The sequence below is a fragment of the Microbacterium halotolerans genome (genome assembly GCF_003569805.1).
GTDB classification, from domain to species: domain Bacteria; phylum Actinomycetota; class Actinomycetes; order Actinomycetales; family Microbacteriaceae; genus Microbacterium; species Microbacterium halotolerans.
On record NZ_KZ984054.1, the window covers coordinates 273944 to 293855 of the forward strand.

17 protein-coding genes and 1 tRNA gene are annotated in these 19912 nt (G+C 67.9%); 15 read left to right on the forward strand and 3 right to left on the reverse strand.

Going from position 1 to position 19912, the window contains the following annotated elements; genetic code table 11:
- Window positions 1-14: 14 nt before the first annotated feature.
- The 4 genes from ileS (at window position 15) to ndk (ending at window position 5625) form a co-directional block, all read left to right on the forward strand.
- Window positions 15-3344 carry an isoleucine--tRNA ligase gene (gene ileS / locus DZG09_RS14970; RefSeq protein WP_119698583.1) on the forward strand — a complete coding sequence of 1110 codons (3330 nt, stop codon included), beginning with the start codon at window positions 15-17 and terminating at the stop codon, window positions 3342-3344.
- Window positions 3341-4699, forward strand: coding sequence for a bifunctional folylpolyglutamate synthase/dihydrofolate synthase (locus DZG09_RS14975; RefSeq protein WP_119698519.1), 1359 nt, complete (start codon window positions 3341-3343; stop codon window positions 4697-4699). Before ileS ends, DZG09_RS14975 begins: the two co-directional genes overlap by 4 nt.
- Window positions 4696-5103 (forward strand): DUF4233 domain-containing protein, encoded by a 408-nt coding sequence (locus DZG09_RS14980; protein ID WP_119698520.1) that lies wholly within the window; start codon window positions 4696-4698, stop codon window positions 5101-5103. Before DZG09_RS14975 ends, DZG09_RS14980 begins: the two co-directional genes overlap by 4 nt.
- Before the next feature lie 108 nt (window positions 5104-5211).
- Entirely contained in the window at window positions 5212-5625 is a 414-nt protein-coding gene (ndk, locus tag DZG09_RS14985; protein ID WP_119698521.1) for a nucleoside-diphosphate kinase, read from the forward strand.
- 50 nt (window positions 5626-5675) lie between these two features.
- Here ndk and DZG09_RS14990 read toward each other — a convergent pair whose 3' ends face one another.
- Window positions 5676-6272, reverse strand: coding sequence for a vitamin K epoxide reductase family protein (locus DZG09_RS14990; RefSeq protein ID WP_119698522.1), 597 nt, complete (start codon window positions 6270-6272; stop codon window positions 5676-5678).
- A gap of 224 nt (window positions 6273-6496) precedes the next feature.
- On the opposite strand from DZG09_RS14990, the gene DZG09_RS14995 reads away from it, so the two are divergent.
- Window positions 6497-9142: an Rne/Rng family ribonuclease gene (locus DZG09_RS14995; RefSeq protein ID WP_240424081.1), complete on the forward strand. Its 2646-nt coding sequence runs from the start codon at window positions 6497-6499 to the stop codon at window positions 9140-9142.
- A gap of 83 nt (window positions 9143-9225) precedes the next feature.
- On the opposite strand, the gene DZG09_RS15000 is transcribed toward DZG09_RS14995, so the two are convergent.
- Entirely contained in the window at window positions 9226-9492 is a 267-nt protein-coding gene (locus DZG09_RS15000; RefSeq protein ID WP_119698523.1) for a DUF4031 domain-containing protein, read from the reverse strand.
- Window positions 9493-9701: 209 nt separating this feature from the next.
- On the opposite strand from DZG09_RS15000, the gene rplU reads away from it, so the two are divergent.
- From rplU to DZG09_RS15050, 10 genes are all read left to right on the forward strand, one after another.
- Window positions 9702-10010 carry a 50S ribosomal protein L21 gene (gene rplU, locus DZG09_RS15005; RefSeq protein WP_119698524.1) on the forward strand — a complete coding sequence of 103 codons (309 nt, stop codon included), beginning with the start codon at window positions 9702-9704 and terminating at the stop codon, window positions 10008-10010.
- Window positions 10011-10026: 16 nt separating this feature from the next.
- A complete protein-coding gene (gene rpmA / locus DZG09_RS15010; RefSeq protein WP_087055521.1) occupies window positions 10027-10278 on the forward strand; it encodes a 50S ribosomal protein L27 in 252 nt (83 codons plus the stop codon).
- A 109-nt stretch (window positions 10279-10387) separates the two neighbouring features.
- Window positions 10388-11923, forward strand: a complete 1536-nt coding sequence (gene obgE, locus DZG09_RS15015) for a GTPase ObgE (protein WP_119698525.1) — start codon at window positions 10388-10390, stop codon at window positions 11921-11923.
- Window positions 11920-12747 carry a glutamate 5-kinase gene (gene proB, locus DZG09_RS15020; protein ID WP_119698526.1) on the forward strand — a complete coding sequence of 276 codons (828 nt, stop codon included), beginning with the start codon at window positions 11920-11922 and terminating at the stop codon, window positions 12745-12747. The genes obgE and proB overlap by 4 nt, the downstream gene beginning before the upstream one ends.
- 28 nt (window positions 12748-12775) lie before the next feature.
- Window positions 12776-14068 (forward strand): glutamate-5-semialdehyde dehydrogenase, encoded by a 1293-nt coding sequence (locus DZG09_RS15025; RefSeq protein WP_240424082.1) that lies wholly within the window; start codon window positions 12776-12778, stop codon window positions 14066-14068.
- 86 nt (window positions 14069-14154) lie between these two features.
- Window positions 14155-14364 (forward strand): hypothetical protein, encoded by a 210-nt coding sequence (locus DZG09_RS15030; protein WP_119698527.1) that lies wholly within the window; start codon window positions 14155-14157, stop codon window positions 14362-14364.
- Between the two features lie 9 nt (window positions 14365-14373).
- The gene (nadD, locus tag DZG09_RS15035) at window positions 14374-14976 is read left to right on the forward strand and encodes a nicotinate-nucleotide adenylyltransferase (protein WP_276116291.1); all 603 of its coding nucleotides are present in this window, start codon (window positions 14374-14376) and stop codon (window positions 14974-14976) included.
- A complete protein-coding gene (locus DZG09_RS15040) occupies window positions 14973-16166 on the forward strand; it encodes a prolipoprotein diacylglyceryl transferase (RefSeq protein WP_119698529.1) in 1194 nt (397 codons plus the stop codon). Before nadD ends, DZG09_RS15040 begins: the two co-directional genes overlap by 4 nt.
- A 51-nt stretch (window positions 16167-16217) precedes the next feature.
- Entirely contained in the window at window positions 16218-16619 is a 402-nt protein-coding gene (gene rsfS, locus DZG09_RS15045) for a ribosome silencing factor (RefSeq protein WP_119698530.1), read from the forward strand.
- A 71-nt stretch (window positions 16620-16690) separates the two neighbouring features.
- Window positions 16691-16763 (forward strand) — tRNA-Ala (locus DZG09_RS15050).
- Window positions 16764-16951: 188 nt separating this feature from the next.
- Here DZG09_RS15050 and DZG09_RS15055 read toward each other — a convergent pair.
- Complete coding sequence (locus DZG09_RS15055; protein ID WP_119698531.1) at window positions 16952-19537, reverse strand: helix-turn-helix transcriptional regulator; 2586 nt, start codon at window positions 19535-19537, stop codon at window positions 16952-16954.
- Window positions 19538-19912: the final 375 nt, after the last annotated feature.

Here is a 19912-nt window from a genome sequence, read left to right on the forward strand (position 1 = left end):
TGGAGCCCATGAAGATGACCTACCCGAAGTCCGCGTTCGGACCGGCCGCCGATGGTGCGAGCCGCGTGACTCCGTCGCCACGATTCCCCGACGTCGAGCGCGATGTCCTGACGTTCTGGGAGCAGGACGATACGTTCCGCGCGTCGATCGAGCAGCGCGCGGGCGCCGATGAATGGGTGTTCTACGACGGCCCGCCGTTCGCGAACGGCCTTCCGCACTACGGACACCTTCTCACCGGATACGCGAAGGACCTGTTCCCGCGCTTCCAGACGATGCGAGGCAAGAAGGTCGACCGCGTCTTCGGCTGGGACACGCATGGCCTCCCCGCCGAACTCGAGGCGATGAAGCAGCTCGGCATCACCGAGAAGAGCGAGATCGAGGCGATGGGCGTCGACGCCTTCAACGCCAAGGCACGCGAGTCCGTGCTGGCGTACACGCGGGAGTGGCAGGACTACGTCACCCGCCAGGCACGCTGGGTGGACTTCGAGAACGGGTACAAGACCCTCAACCCCGGCTTCATGGAGAGCGTGCTCTGGGCGTTCAAGCAGCTCTACGACCGCGGCCTCGCCTACGAGGGCTACCGCGTGCTGCCGTACTGCTGGCGCGACCAGACGCCGCTGAGCAACCACGAGCTCCGGATGGACGACGACGTCTACCAGGACAGGCAGGACCCGTCGGTGACGGTGTCGTTCCCCTTCACGGGGGAGAAGGCGCAGCAGCTCGGCATCGCGGGCGTGCGGGCGCTGGCCTGGACGACCACGCCGTGGACGCTGCCGACGAACCTGTCGCTCGCCGTCGGCCCCGGCGTCGAGTACGCGGTGGTGCCTGTCGGTCCGAACGGCGCGGCGGAGGGCGCCGCAGGTGAGGAGTTCCTGCTCGCGGCCGATCTGGTCGCCGCTCACGCGAGTGAGCTCGGCTACGACGAGCCGGATGAGGCGGTCGCCGCCATCCGGATGCGCGTCACAGGCGCAGAGCTGGCGGGCGCGACCTACGAGCCGCTGTTCGAGTACTTCACCGACGTCGAGACCTGGGGCACGCAGAACGCATGGCAGGTCATCGCCGACGACTACGTGACCACGGGCGACGGCACCGGCATCGTGCACCAGGCGCCCTACGGTGAGGACGACCACCGCGTGCACGAGGCGCACGGCATCCCGTCGATCGTCTCGCTCGGTGCCGACGGCCGGTTCCTCGACATGGTTCCGGATGTCGCAGGCCAACTGTGGTCGGATGCGAACACGCCGATCGTGCGGCTGCTCCGCCAGAACGGCAGGCTGCTGCGGCTGCGCTCGTACGAGCACAGCTACCCGCACTGCTGGCGCTGCCGCAACCCGCTGATCTACATGCCGGTGTCGAGCTGGTTCGTGCGCGTCACGGAGATCAAGGACGAGTTGCTCGCGAACAACGAGCAGATCACCTGGGCGCCCGAGAACGTCAAGCACGGGCAGTTCGGCAAGTGGCTCGAGGGCGCACGCGACTGGTCGATCAGCCGCAACCGCTACTGGGGCTCGCCGATCCCGGTGTGGAAGTCGGACGACCCGAACCACCCCCGCGTCGACGTGTACGGCTCGCTCGAGGAGCTCGAGCGCGACTTCGGCCGACTGCCGGTGGACGAGCGGGGCGAGGTCGACATGCACCGCCCGTACATCGACGACCTCACCCGCCCGAACCCGGATGACCCGACGGGGCGGTCGACGATGCGCCGGATCGAGGACGTCTTCGACGTCTGGTTCGACTCCGGATCGATGCCGTTCGCGCAGGTGCACTACCCGTTCGAGAACAAGGACTGGTTCGACGCTCACGCGCCGGCCGACTTCATCGTCGAGTACATCGGGCAGACCCGCGGCTGGTTCTACGTGATGCACGTGCTGTCGACGGCGCTGTTCGCCCGCCCGGCCTACACGGGCGTCAGCTGTCACGGCATCGTGCTCGGCAACGACGGTCAGAAGATGTCGAAGTCGCTGCGCAACTATCCGGATGTCAACGAGGTGTTCGACCGCGACGGCTCCGACGCGATGCGCTGGTTCCTGATGTCGTCGTCCGTGCTGCGCGGAGGCAACCTCTCGGTCACCGAGGAGGGCATCCGTGCGGGCGTGCGAGAGTTCATGCTGCCGCTGTGGAACTCGTGGTACTTCTTCGCCACCTACGCCAACGCCGCGGGCTACGAGGCGAAGCGCTCCACGAACTCGACCGACGTGCTCGACCGCTACATCCTGACGCTGCTCGGTGAGCTGGTGCGCGATGTCGCCGCCGACCTGGACGCGCTCGACTCGACCACGGCGTCCGCACGGCTGCGCGACTTCGCCGAGGTGCTCACCAACTGGTACGTGCGCCGCTCGCGCGACCGGTTCTGGCAGGGCGTGACGGACGATCCGGCCAGCACCGAGGCCTTCGACACGCTGTACACCGTGCTGGAGACGCTCACGCGCGTTGCCGCGCCGCTGCTTCCGCTCATCTCCGAGCGTGTGTGGCAGGGCCTCACCGGTGGGCGGAGCGTGCACCTGACCGACTGGCCGGATGCGGGCGAATTCCCGGATGCGGCCGAGATCCGCCGCGCAATGGACAGCGTGCGCGAGGCATCGAGCGTGGCCAACGCGCTGCGCAAGAAGCAGGGCCTGCGCGTGCGCCTGCCGCTGCAGAAGCTGACCGTCGTGACGTCGGGCACGGACGCACTGGCCCGCTTCGACGGCATTCTGCGCGAGGAGTTGAACGTCAAGCAGGTGTCGCTCGTCGAGTTGGGCGAGAGCACCGCAGCGGACTACGGTATCTCCCACAGCCTCACGGTGAACGCTCGCGCGGCGGGCCCGCGCTTGGGTAAGCAGGTGCAGCAGGTGATCAGGGCGTCGAAGACCGGCGACTGGTCGGAGACGGACGGCGTGGTGACGGCCGCGGGAATCGTCCTCGCCGACGGCGAGTACGAGCTGGCGCTGGAGACGACGGGGCGTCCGGATGGCGAAGCGCTCGCGCTGCTGCCGAGCGGCGGCTTCGTACTGCTCGAGACGACGACCACACCGGAGCTGGAGGCCGAGGGGCTGGCGCGCGACGTCATCCGGGCCGTGCAGGACACACGCAAGGCCGCGGGCTTCGACGTCAGCGACCGGATCCGGCTCGAGCTCGGCTTCTCCTCACCGGAGGACGCAGAGGCCGTCCGTGCCGGGTTCGATGTGGCGGACGTCGCGGGCGAGACGCTGGCCGTCGGCGGGTGCGAGCTGTTCGACGGATCGTTCGAGCCCGACGCGGAGTTCGACCAGAAGATTCCGGCGGGAACCTATGCCAATGCAGGCGACATCCGCGTCGCCGTGACGCGCGTGGTCGTCGAGACCGTGCAGGTGGAGAGCCGATGAGCGACAACGACCGCAACCGCGCGGATGCCGTCTACGAGACGCTGCTGGCGAGGGCGGGCGAGCGGTGGGTGCAGCCGCGCAAGGAGCGCACGGCACGCGTGCTGGAGCTGCTCGCCGACCCGCAGCACACCTTCCGGGTCGTGCACGTCACCGGCACGAACGGCAAGACGTCGACGGCGCGCATCGTGGAGCGGCTCGTGCGGGCCCACGGTCTGCGCACCGGTCTGTTCACCAGCCCTCACCTGACGCGGTTCACCGAGCGGATCCTGATCGACGGCGAACCCATCGCCGACGATGCGGTGGCCGATGCATGGGACGAGATCTCGCCGTTCGTCGACATGGTCGACGCGGAGCTGTCGGAGTCCGATGAAGAGCCGCTGACGTTCTTCGAGCTGCTGACGGTGCTCGCCTTCGCCGCCTGCGCGGACGCTCCCGTCGATGTGCTCGTGCTCGAGGTGGGTATGGGCGGCTCCTGGGACTCGACGAACACGGCGGACGGCGACGTCGCGGTGTTCGCGCCCATCGCGCTCGACCATGCGGATCGGCTCGGCGACACGATCGAGAAGATCGCCGAGGTCAAGGCCGGCATCATCAAGCCGGGCGCTCGTGCGGTCTCGGCGCAGCAGACGCCCGAGGCCGAAGCAGTGCTGCGCCGTGTCGCGAAGGAGCAGGGTGCGACCGTCTCCTTCGAGGGCGAGGACTTCGCCCTCTCGGAGAGCAAGCTCGCCGTCGGCGGCCAGCTCGTCTCCATCCGAGGCCTGACGGGCGCATATGAGGAGCAGTATCTGCCGCTGTTCGGACGGCACCAGGGCGAGAACGCCGCCCTGGCCGTGGCCGCTGTGGAGTCGCTGATCGGCGATGCGTCGCAGCAGATCGCCGACAACGTGCTCTCCGAGGGGCTGCAGGAGGTCGTCTCACCGGGGCGGCTGCAGCTCGTCGGCGTGGAGCCGACCGTGATCATCGATGCCGCGCACAACCCGCACGGCGCGGCCTCGCTGGCGCGCGCGCTGCAGGACGCGTTCGACATCCAGGAGTGGGGCGTCGTTCTCGGCGTGCTCGACGACAAAGACGCAGCGGGCATCATCGCTCAGCTCTCGCCCGTCGCCGCCCACATGTTCGTGACCGAGCCCGACTCGCCGCGCGCCGACTCGGCCGACTTCCTCGCGGATCTCATCGAGGCGACCGGTCAGCGCGCCACGGTGCACCGCGATCTCTCCGACGCCGCCGAAGCCGCACGGGAGTGGGCGAACGGGGCGGAGAAGCGCGCCGTCGTCATCTCCGGCTCGGTCGTGCTCGTCGGTGAGGCGATCGCCCTCGCGGAGGCGGAAGGCTGGAAGGACGTGGAGCGCGGATGACGCAGGAGCAGCCGAAGCAGGCCCGCTATCGCCCGCTGCAGGAGAAGCTCGGGCAGATCGTCCTGGTCAGCGAGGCGCTCGTGGCGTTCCTCGGAGGCCTGGTGCTCTACGGGCTCGACGCGACGGGGCCGATGCCCGCATGGTGGGGAGTGGTGGCCGGCTGCGTGATGGCCGTGCTGTTCTTCCTCGCATCCGGGCTGCTGCGCTGGCCATGGGGCTACGCCGTCGGATGGGCGCTGCAGGTGATCGTGCTGCTCGGCGGGTTCCTCGAGACGGGCCTGTTCATCGCGGCACTGGTCTTCGGCGGCCTGTGGGCGTACGCCGTGGTGTGGGGCTCACGCACGGAACGGCGCGTGCAGCGCCAGCGCGCCGCGTACGAGCGGGAACACGGCGGCGAGGCCTGACAGACTGGTGTCGACCTGTTCGCGTCGGTGACGATCGTGTCGCCGCGACGGAAGATCGCAGGGCACCCGGGGACACGCGCCGGGCCCTCACGAACGAAAGAGGAACACATGCCTACGGAAGAGACCCTCGTCCTCGTCAAGCCGGACGGCGTCGCCCGCGGCCTGACCGGTGAGATCCTCGCGCGCATCGAGCGCAAGGGGTACTCGCTCGTCGACCTGCGCCTCGTAGAGCCCAGCCGCGAACGCCTCGCGAAGCACTACGCGGAGCACGAGGGCAAGCCGTTCTACGAGCCGCTGCTCGAGTTCATGATGTCGGGCCCGTCGGTCGCCATCCGCCTCACAGGCGATCGCGTCATCGAGGGCTTCCGGTCACTGGCCGGCACCACCGACCCGACCAGCGCCGCGCCGGGAACGATCCGCGGGGACCTCGGTCGCGACTGGGGCCTGAAGGTGCAGCAGAACCTCGTGCACGGTTCGGACAGCCAGGAGTCGGCGGCCCGGGAACTCTCGATCTGGTTCTGAGCAGGAACGGAGCCCCCGCCGCGCTGCGGTGGGGGCTCCGTGCATCCGGGCTAGAGGAATTCGACCAGCACGTTCAGCCGGATCTGTGCAAGCACCGCGATGATCGCGTAGCTCACGACCGTGAACAGCGGTACCCAGCCGGCCAGCTTGTCGGCCGCCTTTCCCGCACGGGACCCGAGGGGGATCGCGCCGATGCGGATGGCGTGCAGCACGACGGCGTAGAACGACGGAATGGTGACCGACCACGTCACCATGCACCACGGGCACAGCGTCGACAGGCTGAAGATCGACTGGAAGATGAGCCAGCAGATGAAGCCGAAGGCGAAGGTCATGCCGACTGTGAACAGCGCCCAGAACCACTTCGGGAACCTCACCCCGCCGAGGATCGCCACGCCGACGACGAGCGGCGCCATCCACCCGGCGACTCCGATGAGGGGGTTCGGGAAGCCGAAGGCCGATCCCTGCCACTCGTTGAGATTCTTCGTGCACTGCACGAGGACGCTGAAGTCGCAGCCGGCAGTCGTGCCGGGGTTCTCCAGCACGTCGAACTTCTCGATCGTGAGGGTGAAAGCCGCGATCCATCCGATCACGGCCGCGATGATCAACCAGACGCCGAGGGCAGTCGGCCGGGTGCGTGTGCTGGGCATGAGCAGATTATGACACCGTCAGATACACGCCCTCTGATCCGCGCATGCGATAATGGCACGCAAGGCGCAACCCGCGGGGGATCCGCGAACCGCGCTGAAGAGACTTCGAGGCGGAAGCCTCTCGCGACCAGAGCGAACGCCGGTCGACGCAGTTCGCGGGCCCGGGAAGGGCTCGCTCGAGAATTCCGGGCGCGCACAAGCGCTCGTCGAGGAGTACGCCAGAGATGGCCGATGAGAACAATGAACACAGCGAGCACGACACCTTCGACACCGCCCCTGCCGAGGAGGTAGCGACGCGACGCGCCGAGGCGGCGCCCGACGCGGTCGCGGGGTCGGTCAACGACACGCCGGGGGAGTCCGCGGTCGAGTGGAACGACGCCCCTGAGGGCGTGGCCGGGGATCAGCGCGACGCCGGGCGGGCGGATGACACCGGAGATCCGGATCGCAGCACTGCGCCGGAGGGCGCCGGTGATGAAGCGGCTCAGGACGATGCGGCCTCCGTTGCAGACGAGTCGGCCGAGGAGCGGGCGACTGCGCAGGGCGGGAAGAACCCGGATCCGGTCGCAGCAGACGACGACAAGCCGGGCGACGCCCCGGACGAGCAGGCTCCCGCTGGAGCGGCCGACGGCGAGCAGAATCGCGGCGACGAGGCAGTCGGATCACCGGATGCGTCGACCGCGGAGAAACCTGCACCGGAGACGAACGAATCCGAGCCGGAGGAACCGGAGCGCCTCACCGCGGTGAGCCTGGGGCTGCTTCCGGAGACGTTCGTGTCATCGCCGTCGACTGCGCTGCACTTCTACGCACCGGAGATCGCCCCGCTGCCGGCGCTTTCGCGCGACGCCGACCCGCGCATCGACGGTCGTCGCGATGATGATCGGCGTGACGACTCGCGCGATGATGACGATGACTCATCGGCGCGCGGCAACCGCAGGCGCCGTCGCCGCGGCGGCAAGGGCGGCGGATCCGATCGTCAGCCCGAGCTGATCACGGAGCCGCAGGCCATCAAGGGCTCGACACGCCTCGAGGCTAAGAAGCAGCGCCGCAGGGACGGCCGTGAGGCCGGTCGCCGGCGGTCGGTCGTCACCGAAGCGGAGTTCCTCGCCCGACGCGAGTCGGTCGATCGCCAGATGGTGGTGCGCTCGAAGAAGGGCCGCGTGCAGATCGGCGTGCTCGAGGACAAGGTGCTGGTCGAGCACTATGTCGCGCGCGACCAGGACGCGTCGCTGATCGGCAACGTCTACCTCGGCCGGGTGCAGAACGTGCTCCCCAGCATGGAGGCTGCATTCGTCGACATCGGGCGCGGACGCAACGCCGTGCTCTACTCAGGCGAGGTCGACTGGGACGCCGTCGAGACCGGCAACCAGCCTCGCCGCATCGAACTCGCGCTCAAGCCGGGCGACCGCGTGCTGGTGCAGGTGACGAAGGATCCGGTCGGCCACAAGGGTGCCCGTCTGACGAGTCAGGTCTCACTGCCGGGTCGCTACCTGGTCTACGTGCCGGGCGGCTCGATGAACGGCATCTCGCGCAAGCTTCCGGACAACGAGCGGCAGCGGCTGAAGAAGATCCTGAAGCAGGTGCTTCCTTCGTCCAGCGGCGTCATCGTGCGCACCGCGGCAGAGGGCGCCACTGAGGAACAGCTCACGCGCGACGTCAACCGTCTGACCAGCCAGTGGGAGCACGTCAGGCAGGCCGTGGAGAAGGGCAGCGCCCCGAGCCTGCTGCACAGCGAACCCGACCTGCTGGTCAAGATCGTCCGCGACGTCTTCAATGAGGACTTCACGAAGATGCTCATCCAGGGCGATGACGCATACGGCACCATCACAACCTACCTCGAGCAGGTCGCACCCGATCTGCTCGACCGCGTCGAGCGCTACGACGGCGAGCAGGATCCGTTCGACGCCTTCCGCGTGACGGAGCAGATCGAGAAGGCGCTCGACCGCAAGGTCTGGCTGCCCTCCGGCGGCTCCCTCGTCATCGACCGCACCGAGGCGATGACTGTGGTCGACGTGAACACGGGCAAGTTCGTCGGAAGCGGCGGCAATCTCGAAGAGACCGTCACCAAGAACAACCTCGAGGCCGCGGAGGAGATCGTGCGCCAGCTGCGGCTGCGCGACATCGGCGGAATCGTCGTGGTCGATTTCATCGACATGGTGCTCGAGTCGAACCGCGACCTCGTGCTGCGCCGTCTCATCGAGTGCCTCAGCCGTGATCGCACCAAGCATCAGGTCGCCGAAGTGACGTCACTCGGGCTCGTGCAGATGACGCGCAAGAAGCTCGGCCTGGGGCTGCTCGAGACGTTCAGCGAGGCGTGCGAGGTCTGCGCAGGCCGCGGCGTGATCGTGCATCACGATCCGGTTGCCAAGCACCGTTCGTCCGGCGGCGGCAGTCGTCGCGGTCGGGGCGGCGGCGGCTCGAACGGCAGCGGATCTCACAAGCAGGGATCGAACGACGCGTCGGGCTCGCACGGGAACAGCAGCGGCAATGGTGCGACCCACGTCATCACCGACGGCGTGAAGTCGGCACTGGCGCAGATCGCGGCATCGACGATCCCAGCAGCGCAGGAGCCGGAGCAGAAGGATCCCGCCGTCGAGATCGCACTGCCAGAGGGCCCCCGCCAGGAGCCCGCCGCGGAGGAGCGGTCGAAGAAGCCCCGGCGCAAGCGCTCGGACAAACAGGACCGCGGTCAGCGGACCGAGCAGGCTCCCGAGCGACCGAAGTCCGAGAAGGAGCAGCTGCTCGACTCGGTTCTCAGCGCACTGCCCGAGCCCAAGGAACCCGGACACGGCCGCAACCGCACCAAGAGCCGTCGCGTCACAACCGCAGCCCTCACTGGCACCGCCGTCGAGGTCAACCCCACCGACGACTGACGCCACTGCGCAACTCTTCATTTCTGGCACATCTCCGGGTGGGCACACCACCGCAGATGTGCCAGAAATGAAGAAATAGGGCGTCAGGGGCGGTCGCGCTGGCGCACACGGAGCCCGGATGCCGTGAGGCGGCGGACGAGGTCGCGGCCCGTCACCGGCTCGGCGCCGGCTGCGATGAGGCGATCGACGACCTCTTCAGGGACGTCGTAGTGGTCCAGGTCGAAGCTGCGCGGGTGCAGGCCTTGGTCAGCGGCGAAGGCGTGCAGCTCGTCGAGCGACGCGTCGCTGACGAGGTGCGCCCACAGTCGCCCGTGCGCCGGCCACATCGGTTTGTCGATCAGCACACTCATGATCTGAGCCTACGACCAGACACGCGGGCGGCGCGCTTTGCCTGAAACGCCGTCGTCCGGTAAAGTTAACCGTTGGTGCGTGAGGTGATTCCTCCCGAGGGCCTCAGTTGAGCAGCCCGAGTCCGCGCCCCGGAGCCTGCGTCAGTAGCAGGCCGCAGTCCTCCCGTGTGATTTCGGAGCCACGAGCTCCCCGATGAAACAGGTATGAAGTGGTATACGCAATTGTGCGCGCCAGTGGCCGACAGGAGAAGGTCGAGGTCGGCTCGGTGATCCAGCTGAACCGTGTCCAGGCGGCACAGGGCGAGACCATCGAGCTCCCCGCCGTTCTGTTCGTGGACGGCGACACCGTGACGTCCGACGCAGACAAGCTGGCGAAGATCAAGGTCACCGCTGAGATCGTCAAGGACCTGCGCGGTCCGAAGATCGTCATCCAGAAGTTCAAGAACAAGACCGGCTACAAGAAGCGCCAGGGGCACCGTCAGGACCTCACGCGCGTCAAGATCACCGGTATCAAGTAAGCGCGGAAGGCTCGAAATGGCACATAAGAAGGGCGCAAGCTCATCCCGTAACGGTCGCGATTCCAACCCCCAGTACCTCGGAGTCAAGCGCTTCGGCGGTCAGGAGGTCAACGCAGGCGAGATCCTCGTTCGCCAGCGCGGCACCAAGTTCCACCCCGGCGTCAACGTCGGTCGTGGCAAGGACGACACGCTGTTCGCTCTCGAGACGGGCGCCGTGGAGTTCGGTCACAAGGGCGGTCGCAAGGTCGTCAACGTCGTCGCAGCCTGATCGGTCGCATGACGCGATAGCTTTCGGAACGGGGCGGGCTTCGGCTCGCCCCGTTCCTTCTTTTTCCGGATGGAGCATCCGGGCACGGCATCAACGCTAGTGAGGCACCATGGTCACGTTCGTCGACGAGGTGACGCTGCACCTGCAGGCAGGGCGAGGCGGCAACGGCTGCGTCTCCGTGAAGCGCGAGAAGTTCAAGCCGCTCGGCGGGCCGGACGGCGCGAACGGCGGTGACGGCGGTGACATCATTCTGGTCGCCGACCCGCAGACCACAACGCTGCTGAACTACCACCACTCGCCGCACCGGAAGTCCGTCAAGGGCGGCGAAGGCGCAGGTGACATGCGCTCGGGATACCAGGGTGAGGACCTCGAGCTCCCGGTTCCGATCGGCACGGTGGTGAAGGATCCCTCCGGTGAGGTGCTCGTCGACATGGTGCACCCCGGCATGCGGTTCATCGCCGCCCCCGGTGGACGCGGCGGCCTCGGCAATGCTGCGCTGTCGTCCCCCAAGCGCAAGGCTCCCGGCTTCGCTCTGCTCGGCACGCCGGGCTGGACGGGCGACGTCGTCCTCGAACTGAAGACGGTTGCCGACGTGGCGCTGGTGGGGTTCCCCTCTGCCGGGAAGTCGAGTCTGATCGCGGCGGCCTCGGCCGCGCGTCCGAAGATCGCGGAGTACCCTTTCACGACGCTGCAGCCCAACCTCGGCGTCGTGCAGGCCGGTGACATGCGGTACACGGTCGCCGACGTGCCCGGCCTGATCGAGGGCGCGAGCGAGGGGCGAGGTCTCGGTCTCGAGTTCCTCCGGCACGTCGAGCGCTGCACGGCGCTCGTGCACGTGCTCGACTGCGCCACACTCGATCCGGGGCGCGACCCGATCACGGACCTCGAGACGATCAGGGCCGAGCTCTCCTCCTACGATGTGCCAGAGGGGCAGACGCCTCTGCTGGACCGGCCGCAGGTCGTTGTGCTGAACAAGGTCGACGTGCCGGAGGCGCGCGAGCTCGCGGAGTTCGTGCGCGGCGACATCGAGGCGCTCGGTTACCGGGTCTTCGAGGTATCGGCTGTGGCGCACAGCGGTCTGCGCGAGCTCACGTTCGCGCTCGGCCAGCTGATCGAAGAGCATCGCGCGGCCGCCCCGGTCGAGGAGACGCCGGAGCGCATCGTCATCCGACCGAAGGGCTCGGAGCGCGACTTCGAGATCCGGGTCGAGGGCGGAACGTACGGCAAGGTGTACCGCATCCTCGGCGACAAGCCGCTGCGCTGGATGCAGCAGACCGACTTCCAGAACGAAGAGGCCGTCGGCTTCCTCGGCGACAGGCTCGAGAAGCTCGGCATCGAGAACGAGCTCTACCGCCTCGGTGCCGTGCCCGGGTCGACCGTCACCATCGGCACCGGCGACGACAGCGTCGTGTTCGACTGGGAGCCGACGATCTCGTCGGCGGCGGAGCTGACGCCCTCGCCGCGCGGAACCGACATGCGCTTCAGCGGCGTCGAGGGGCGCCGAACGACGAACGAGCGCCGCGAGGAGTACCACCGCCTCATGGATGCGCGTTCCGTCGAACGCGATGACGAGGAGCAGCGGCGACTGTCGAGCCGCGGCGAATGGGAGTCGGGGGACGCGCGCGCGAGCGAGGAGGACGAGTGAGCGCTCGCACCCGTGCCGACCTGGTCGGTGCGAAGCGCATCGTCATCAAGGTCGGCTCATCGTCGATCAGCGGAGAGGCCAAGCGGCGCATTCCGATGATCGTCGCGGCGCTGGTCGATGCATACGAGCGCGGAACCGAGGTGCTGCTGGTCTCATCCGGCGCGATCGCCACCGGCATGCCGTTCCTCGATCTCGACTCGCGGCCGACCGACCTCGCCACGCAGCAGGCAGCGGCGGCCGTCGGACAGAACGTGCTCGTGTACCGCTACCAGGATGCACTTCGTCCGTTCGATATCGTCGCCGCGCAGGTGCTGCTCACCTCACGCGACTTCGAGGATGCGACGGCCCGCAGCAACGCCCGTCGTGCGATCGACCGGCTGCTCGGGCTGCGGGTGCTGCCCATCGTCAACGAGAACGACACGGTAGCGACCCACGAGATCCGGTTCGGCGACAACGATCGTCTCGCGGCTCTGGTCGCACGGATGGTCGGGGCCGACGCACTCGTGCTGCTCAGTGACATCGACTCGCTCTACACGAAGCCGCCTGCGGAACCGGGTGCGGAGCGGCTCGAGACCGTGGCCTTCGGTCAGGATCTCGCCGGACTGGAGTTCGGTGCGACGGTGGTCAACAGCGTGGGCACCGGGGGAGCGGCGACCAAGGCCTCCGCTGCGCTGCACGCCGCGGCCGCCGGTATCGGCGTGCTCGTGACAGGCGCCGATCTGGCATGGTCGGCCCTTCGCGGAGAGCAGGTCGGCACATGGTTCGAGCCGGCCGACCTCGAGCGAGTCGCGACCACCGGCGCGCTCGATACACTGGCCGAATAGCGCGAGACGACGAGACGAGGCGACGCAGGTGAGCACAGCGGTGACAGGCACCATCGAGCAGGCGACCGGGCAGGGCGAGACCCCGCAGGAACGACTCGCCGCGGCCAAGGACGCTTCGCGTGAGGCTGCACGGCTCACCAGCGACGGCAAGACGCGAGTCCTGCACGCGATCGCGGACGCGCTCATCGCCGCCGAAGCCCGCATCGTCGATGCCAATGCCGACGATCTCTCCCGAGGCGAGCGCGAGGGGCTCAGCACCGCGCTGCTTGACCGTCTGCGTCTCGACACGGGGCGCATCGCGGGGCTGGCGGCATCTCTGCGCGAGATCGCGGCGCTTCCGGATCCTGTCGGACAGGTGCTGCGCGGGCACAGACTGCCCAACGGCGTGCAGGTCGAGCAGGTGCGAGTGCCATTCGGCGTGGTCGGCGCGATCTATGAGGCGCGCCCGAACGTGACCGTCGACATCGCCGCCCTCGCTCTGCGCTCGGGGAACGCCGCGGTGCTCTACGGCGGCAGCGCTGCCAGAAGCACGAACGCCGTGCTCCTGCAGGAGATGCGATCCGCCCTCGCCGACGGCGGCATCGCTGAGGACGTGATCCAGAGCGTCGACGACTTCGGTCGCGACGGAACGGCCGCACTGATGAACGGCCGCGGGTTCGTGGACGTGCTCATCCCGCGCGGCAGCGCGCGCCTCATCTGGACTGTCGTGACGGAGTCGACCGTTCCCGTGATCGAGACAGGCTCCGGGGTGGTGCACGTCGTGCTCGATGAGTCTGCGCCCGATGACTGGGCGCGCGACATCGTGGTGAACGCGAAGGTCCAGCGCCCGAGCGTCTGCAACGCGGCCGAGACGGTGCTCGTGCACCGCGGCGCCGCAGAGCGGCTGGTCGGGCCGATCGTCGCGGCACTGCAGGCGAGCGGCGTCACGGTGCACGGCGATGACCGCGTGAGCTCACTCGCCGACGGCGTGGTTCCCGCAACGGAGGAGGACTGGGCGACCGAGTACCTCAGCCTCGATGTGACGATGGGCGTGGTCGACTCGCTCGACGACGCGATCGAGCACATCCGGAGCTACTCGACCGGTCACACCGAGTCGATCGTGACGACCGACACGTGCCGCGCAGACCGATTCCTCGCGGAAGTCGATTCGGCCGTCGTGATGGTGAACGCATCGACGCGGTTCACCGACGGAGGCGAGTTCGGGTTCGGCGCCGAAGTGGGCGTGTCGACACAGAAGCTGCACGCGCGGGGCCCCATGGGGCTGAGCGAGCTCACGAGCACCAAATGGCTCGTGCGCGGCTCCGGCCAGGTCCGCGAGTAGCACCCGCGTCGCGACGCTCCGGGCTCTCGGCCGAGGATAAGGTCGGGGCGCGATAAACTGGACGAAAAGTACTGAACGGAGTCAGGATGACCTTCATCTCCGCGCTTGTGACGGCTGCTGAGGAGCAGCACGGGAACATCGCGCTCGAGACCCTGCCGTACGGCATCATCGCCGCTGCGGTGTTCGCCCTGCTCGGGCTCGTGACGTTCTCATACCGCAACGTCGCCAACCGCCACGCCGACAAGGTCGAGCGTGCGCACGAGCCGTCGTCGCACGAGGCGGGGCACGGCCACTAGGCCAATTTCGTGACTGAGCAGACTCGCGCACCGCGGATCGGGGTGATGGGCGGCACCTTCGACCCGATCCATCACGGTCACCTCGTCGCCGCCAGCGAGGCGGCTGAGTCGTTCGCGCTCGATGAGGTGATCTTCGTTCCCACGGGCCAGCCGTCACACAAGCCCGCGGTGTCCCCGGCGGAGTCGCGGTACGAGATGACGATCATCGCAACGGCGTCGAACCCTCGCTTCACTGTGAGTCGCGTCGACATCGACCGCAGGACCGCGACCTACACGGTGGACACCCTTCGCGATCTGCGCAGGGAGCGTCCGGAGGCGGAGCTGTTCTTCATCACGGGCGCCGACGCGATCGAGCAGATCATGGGATGGCGCGACGCCGACGAATTGTGGGAACTCGCCCATTTCGTCGCCGTCACCAGGCCGGGGCACGCACTCGACATCGAACGGCTCCCCACCACCGACGTGAGCCTGCTGGAGATTCCCGCGCTCGCGATCTCGTCGACGGACTGCCGTGACCGCGTCGAGCGCGGGTATCCCGTGTGGTATCTCGTACCCGACGGCGTCGTGCAGTACATCGCGAAGCATCATCTGTATCGGAGCAAGGCAGCATGAGCACCCCAGAACAGCCGCTGACCAGGCGTCAGCTGAAGGAGTTGCGTCGCACCGGCCAACTGCCGACCGTCGACGAGGACCAGACGGACGACACTGCGGCGCCGCAGGAGGAACAGGCAGATCCGGTGGCTGGCGACGAGCACGCGTTCGACGCGGACGCCTCGGCGGATGCGGGCGAGGGCGTTCCAGCCGCCGAAGCCGAGCCCGAGCCGGAAGAGGAGCCGAAGCCTCTGACGCGCAGAGAGATGCGGATGCATCGACTGCGCACGAGCCAGATCGACGTGGTCGAGTCGGAGCACGCCGTCGACGCCGCACCTGCCGTCGCCGATCGTGAGGCAGATGCTGAAGGCACGTCGGATGCCGAGCACGTCGCATCGCCGACGGTACCCGTTGCCGACAGCGAAGCAGCGACGGCGGAACCCCTTGTGGCCGAGACCGCGGCCGAGGATGCCGACGAGGCGAAGCTGCCCGTCGGCTTCGAAGACTCACAGCACGAGAACCCGGCAACAGGCTCACAGGACGCTGCGGACGACGAACGGCCCCAGGTGGGAGCGAGCTTCGGCGCCGCGGTGTTCCGTCAGGCTGAGGAGCGTCAGCGTGCCGAGCGCGAGCAGGCGGAGCGTGAGGCGGTCGAGCGCCGAGAGGCGAAGGAACGCGAGGACGCGCACGCAGGCGAAACCGAGACCGCCCCGGATGATGAGGCGACTCAGGCTCCGAACGAGACAGCGGCATCCGGAAGCGACACGAGCGAGCTCGCTGCGGAGGCGTTCCAGCGCTCTCTCGAGTCGAGCGGTTCGACATCAGGCAACGCCTCCGCCCTCATCCTGAAGGACATGCCGGGCACGGCTGCGCTGAATGCGCCGATCACCGCCACGGGTGAACTGATCCTGACCAGTTCGCATTCTCTGCCGGAGGGAATCGGCACCCACGGTGCGGCGAAGGGCACCACCGACGGCAGGGACGTCGACGACGTTCTGATCGATGGTGAGATACCGCAGCACTCGTCGCCGACGCCGATCTCGGCGTCGAGCGCGGTGAGCACCTCGAAATCACCGGGTGAGGTCATCCGGCCGCCCGCGCCGGAGAAGAATCATGGGCTGATGCTCACCCTGGGCATCACAGCCGGTGTCCTCGGCGTTGCCCTGATCGGCGTGGTCGTGTACGTCTTCGCGACCGGCGCACTCAACTGACCATGACGGCTCCAGCCGCCCTGTACGAACAACGACTGGGAGATCCTATAGATGCCCTCCGCTGAATCGCTCGACATGCTGCAGGTCGCGGCCGCAGCAGCCGACGCCAAGGGAGGCACCGACCTCGTCGCCCTCGACGTGTCTGCGCCGATGCCGTTGGTCGACGTGTTCCTGATCGTCACGGGCCGCAACGAGCGCAACGTCGCGGCGATCGCCGACGAGGTCGAGGACCGGATGATCGAGGCGGGCCACAAGCGCCTGCGACGCGAGGGTCGGCAGTCCTCGCGCTGGGTGCTCGTCGACTTCGGCGACGTGGTCGCGCACGTCTTCCACGAGGAGGAGCGGTCCTACTATGCGCTCGAGCGGCTCTGGAAGGACTGCCCGTCGATTCCCATCGAACTGCCGGAACAGCCCGGTGCGGCAGCGGAAGCAGGCGGCGCGCCCGGGGCGTGATGTGATTTCGCTTCCCCCAAATCGGTGATGTAAACTCATTGAGTTGCCCCGGAGAACCGGGGAAGCGATATGGGCCCATGGCGCAGCTGGTAGCGCACCTGCATGGCATGCAGGGGGTCGCGGGTTCGAGTCCCGCTGGGTCCACGTAAGTTGAGAAAGTCGAAACCTGCCCCGTCTGATGACGGGGCAGGTTTCGACTTTGTGCGGGCGTTGCCGGTCCGTGCTTGCTGGCGGAGAACCAGATGAGGAGCGCGCCGGCGATCGTGACGACGAGGACGCAGGCGGACGCGGTGGCGTGTGCGACCGTGGCTGGTGGGTCGAGACATGTGACGTCATGGCGGATCAACGGCCGTCCACGGGTGTTGCGGCGCTGGGCGGGGGTCAGGTTCGGGCAGGAGACCCAACCTGTGGGCGTGCAGCAGCGCGGTGGCCCGGTCATGCACGCCGAGCTTGGTGTAGACGGCGGCAGCCTGCTTCTTCACGGTGTTGAGCGAAACCAGCAGGGCGGTGGCGACATCGGCGAGAGTCTCGTGCTTGGCCATCTGGTACAGCACGGTCGCTTCGCGTTGGGTGAGGACGATGAGGTGCCCGCGGTCGGGGTAGACGGAGCGGCAGGCGTCGATACGGCCCAGTTCGGCGCTGGTGAGGGGGTTGCCGATCAGATCGAGCAGACGGTGCCTGACGCCGTGCGGCAGCATCGCATACGGTATGAGCGTGCCGACATCGTCGGCGATGGTATGACCGCGGGAGAACGTCTCGGTGGCGTGGCCCTCATCGCCCATAGCCAGGGCAGCCGCTGCTTTGATCATGAACAGGTCCGCGCGGTCGCGCAGCATGGTGTTCTGATCCCACACTGCTCGAGAGGAGATGCGGCGTGCGGTGGGGTAGTTCCCAGCGATCAGCGCGAGTCGGGCACGCTGCACGTCCAGGGCGCTGTACCGGGCTCCGGTAGTAGCATCGCGCAAGTGGCGTTCTGCCCGGTTGAGTTCGCCGAGGGCCAGGAACAGGTCGGCGATGCTCCGGTCGACGGAAAGCTGCGCACGGCCCTGTGGCGGGATCAGCCCGTCACGCAGCGCGACGAGGTGATTGACCTCGGTCAGCGCGGTGACAGGGTCGCCGAACAGCAGGGCGTGCTGGGTGCGCATCCACGCGAACACATCCCATTCCTCGCTCCCGTCGGCTCCGTCTCCAGCCATGTCCAGCTCGTCGCTCGCGTGCGGGTCGAGCCGGTCGAGCCGGAGCATCGCGTTCGTGATGTGGGCGGAGCAGGTGACGGTGTGGTGGAGCCACTGGCCGCGTGTGTCGATGGCGGCCTGCACTGCGAGATGATCGGCGGCGTCGCGGGTGTGACCAGCGATCGCGCTCATGAGCGCCTGCTGTCCTGCAGCGGCGGAGACGATGAACCCGGCACCGCCAGCACGGGCGGTGCCGACGGCACGGGCGAACAGCTGCAGGGCGCGGCTGCCGTCCAGCCCCGCGTAGGCTGAGAGCCCCCATTGCAGGTCGAACCAGGCCCGGGTCGCTGCGCTCGAAGTGGCGCCACTGCCGCAGACGAGGGCCTCATGCTGGGCGCCGAGGTGCTGCGCCCTGGCAACCGCCCCGATGGCGCGGGCAGCGATAATCTGCGAGGACACGTCAAGCACTCCCGCATCCGTCCTCGCGGTCGCGTGCTGCACCCATCCGGCCGCCGCATAACCCCGCACCACAGGAGTCTCGGCCTCGTCGTCGGGCGATGCAGGCAGCCGCGCCGCGACCGAACTCGCCAGGGCGAGCCCGGGATAGGCATCCACGACGCCAGCGGGAAGGTCCCGGTAGCCGGCAGCGACGGCGGGAGCGTCGGTGACGGTCAGCCACAGGCCGTCGGCGTTCCACACCGTCGCCAGCAGATCCCAATCCTGACCGGCACGGGCGTGGTGGATGACCCGGCCGATCTCGGTGCCGTTCGCGGTCTCCGACAGGAAGCGGGCAGTGACCTTGTGCGCGTGCACCGCCTCAGCCGGATGAGCGCTGGTGAACGTATCCACCAGCACCGTGCGGATGAGACTCGGGAAGCCCCATACTCTGCCGGCACCGTCGCCAGGACGCGGATCTATCAGCCCGAGCTTCTCGAGGCGCTCGGTCTGTGCCAGAGGCAGACGACCGCCCTTGTCGTCGGTGTCGGCCAGCAACCGCATCACCAGTCCCTCAGGAACCTGCTGAGGCACAGCCAGAGCCATGGCAGCATGCAACGTCTGCCGATCGGTGATCTGGGACAGGATCTCCTCACGGACCAGCCTGGCTGCTGCAGCCAGGCCGTGCGGATCATCCGCGGGATGCCTGCCGTCGAGTGCATGACGAGTGACTCCCAGCTGGCCGCCGATCTCGGCATACAGCAGGTCAGCGTGTTCGTCGGAAAGATCGTGTCCCCAGGAGGCGGCGAACTCCGTCAGCTCGTGCGGTGCCGCATTCAGATCACGGCTGGTCAGAACCGTGGTTTCCAGCTCGCAGAACCGGGCGATGGGCCCGATCTGATGCGCTTGCCTGGCACACAGGAGCAGATTGAAACCGCTGTCGTGGAGGAGTCGATCGCGCAGCAGATCCAGGATCTCCTCGGCGAAGAGGTGGGCTTCGTCGAGGACCAGGATGGTGCACGCCCCGTCGGAGGGAGCTGAGTCTCGTTCGGCGGCTTGGGCCGTGAGACTGCCGGCGACATCGACATCGTCGCCGGCATCGAGCCACAGGACATGATCGCCCGCTTGTTCGCGGTGCAGCGCCCACTGGATGGCCAGTGTGGTTTTCCCGGTTCCTTGCAGACCGCGCAGGATGCTCACCGGCGCCAGAGCATCGAGGCGCTGGAGCAGGCGGGGGCGCTCGACGAGCTGACCGCCGGGAAGCCTCGGGATCGAGCCTCTCTGTTCAGACGATGGTGAGACATGCATCGTGTCCTCCTTCGGCGCACCATAAGAGTGCCCCAACGCCAAGCGCTTCTCCAGGTGCGGCAACAGGACACTGAAATGCGCGATGTTACTGTTCGCCGCGATCAGCGAACCCGACTCGCGCGCCTATACGGCCGCGAGATCACCGAGGAGAGCGCCATATCCAGGCACTCATCCCTCGTCGGACGCAGCTCTGTTGCCCTGTTCGCCATGCTCCGCGATGGCACGCGCTGTCAGCCGCCAGCTGCTCATTCACAACCGCTCGCGGTTCGACCGACCCCCATAGGGGCACTACGCGGGTCGCCCCGTGGAACTGCGTCGTCGAAGACAGCGCCGGGTCTTTGCGGAAAGCACTCTCTCCGCAAAGACCCGGCGCTC

Bases quoted from the DNA above. Each gene is read 5' to 3' on its own strand.
- ileS (WP_119698583.1), top strand. From the start codon at position 15: ATGACCTACCCGAAGTCCGCGTTCGGACCGGCCGCCGATGGTGCGAGC.
- ndk (WP_119698521.1), top strand. From the start codon at position 5,212: ATGCCTACGGAAGAGACCCTCGTCCTCGTCAAGCCGGACGGCGTCGCC.
- DZG09_RS14975 (WP_119698519.1), top strand. From the start codon at position 3,341: ATGAGCGACAACGACCGCAACCGCGCGGATGCCGTCTACGAGACGCTG.
- DZG09_RS15030 (WP_119698527.1), top strand. From the start codon at position 14,155: ATGACCTTCATCTCCGCGCTTGTGACGGCTGCTGAGGAGCAGCACGGG.
- rpmA (WP_087055521.1), top strand. From the start codon at position 10,027: ATGGCACATAAGAAGGGCGCAAGCTCATCCCGTAACGGTCGCGATTCC.
- DZG09_RS15040 (WP_119698529.1), top strand. From the start codon at position 14,973: ATGAGCACCCCAGAACAGCCGCTGACCAGGCGTCAGCTGAAGGAGTTG.
- DZG09_RS14980 (WP_119698520.1), top strand. From the start codon at position 4,696: ATGACGCAGGAGCAGCCGAAGCAGGCCCGCTATCGCCCGCTGCAGGAG.
- DZG09_RS15055 (WP_119698531.1), bottom strand. From the start codon at position 19,537: ATGCATGTCTCACCATCGTCTGAACAGAGAGGCTCGATCCCGAGGCTT.
- DZG09_RS14995 (WP_240424081.1), top strand. From the start codon at position 6,497: ATGGCCGATGAGAACAATGAACACAGCGAGCACGACACCTTCGACACC.
- DZG09_RS15000 (WP_119698523.1), bottom strand. From the start codon at position 9,492: ATGAGTGTGCTGATCGACAAACCGATGTGGCCGGCGCACGGGCGACTG.
- DZG09_RS14990 (WP_119698522.1), bottom strand. From the start codon at position 6,272: ATGCCCAGCACACGCACCCGGCCGACTGCCCTCGGCGTCTGGTTGATC.
- rsfS (WP_119698530.1), top strand. From the start codon at position 16,218: ATGCCCTCCGCTGAATCGCTCGACATGCTGCAGGTCGCGGCCGCAGCA.
- obgE (WP_119698525.1), top strand. From the start codon at position 10,388: ATGGTCACGTTCGTCGACGAGGTGACGCTGCACCTGCAGGCAGGGCGA.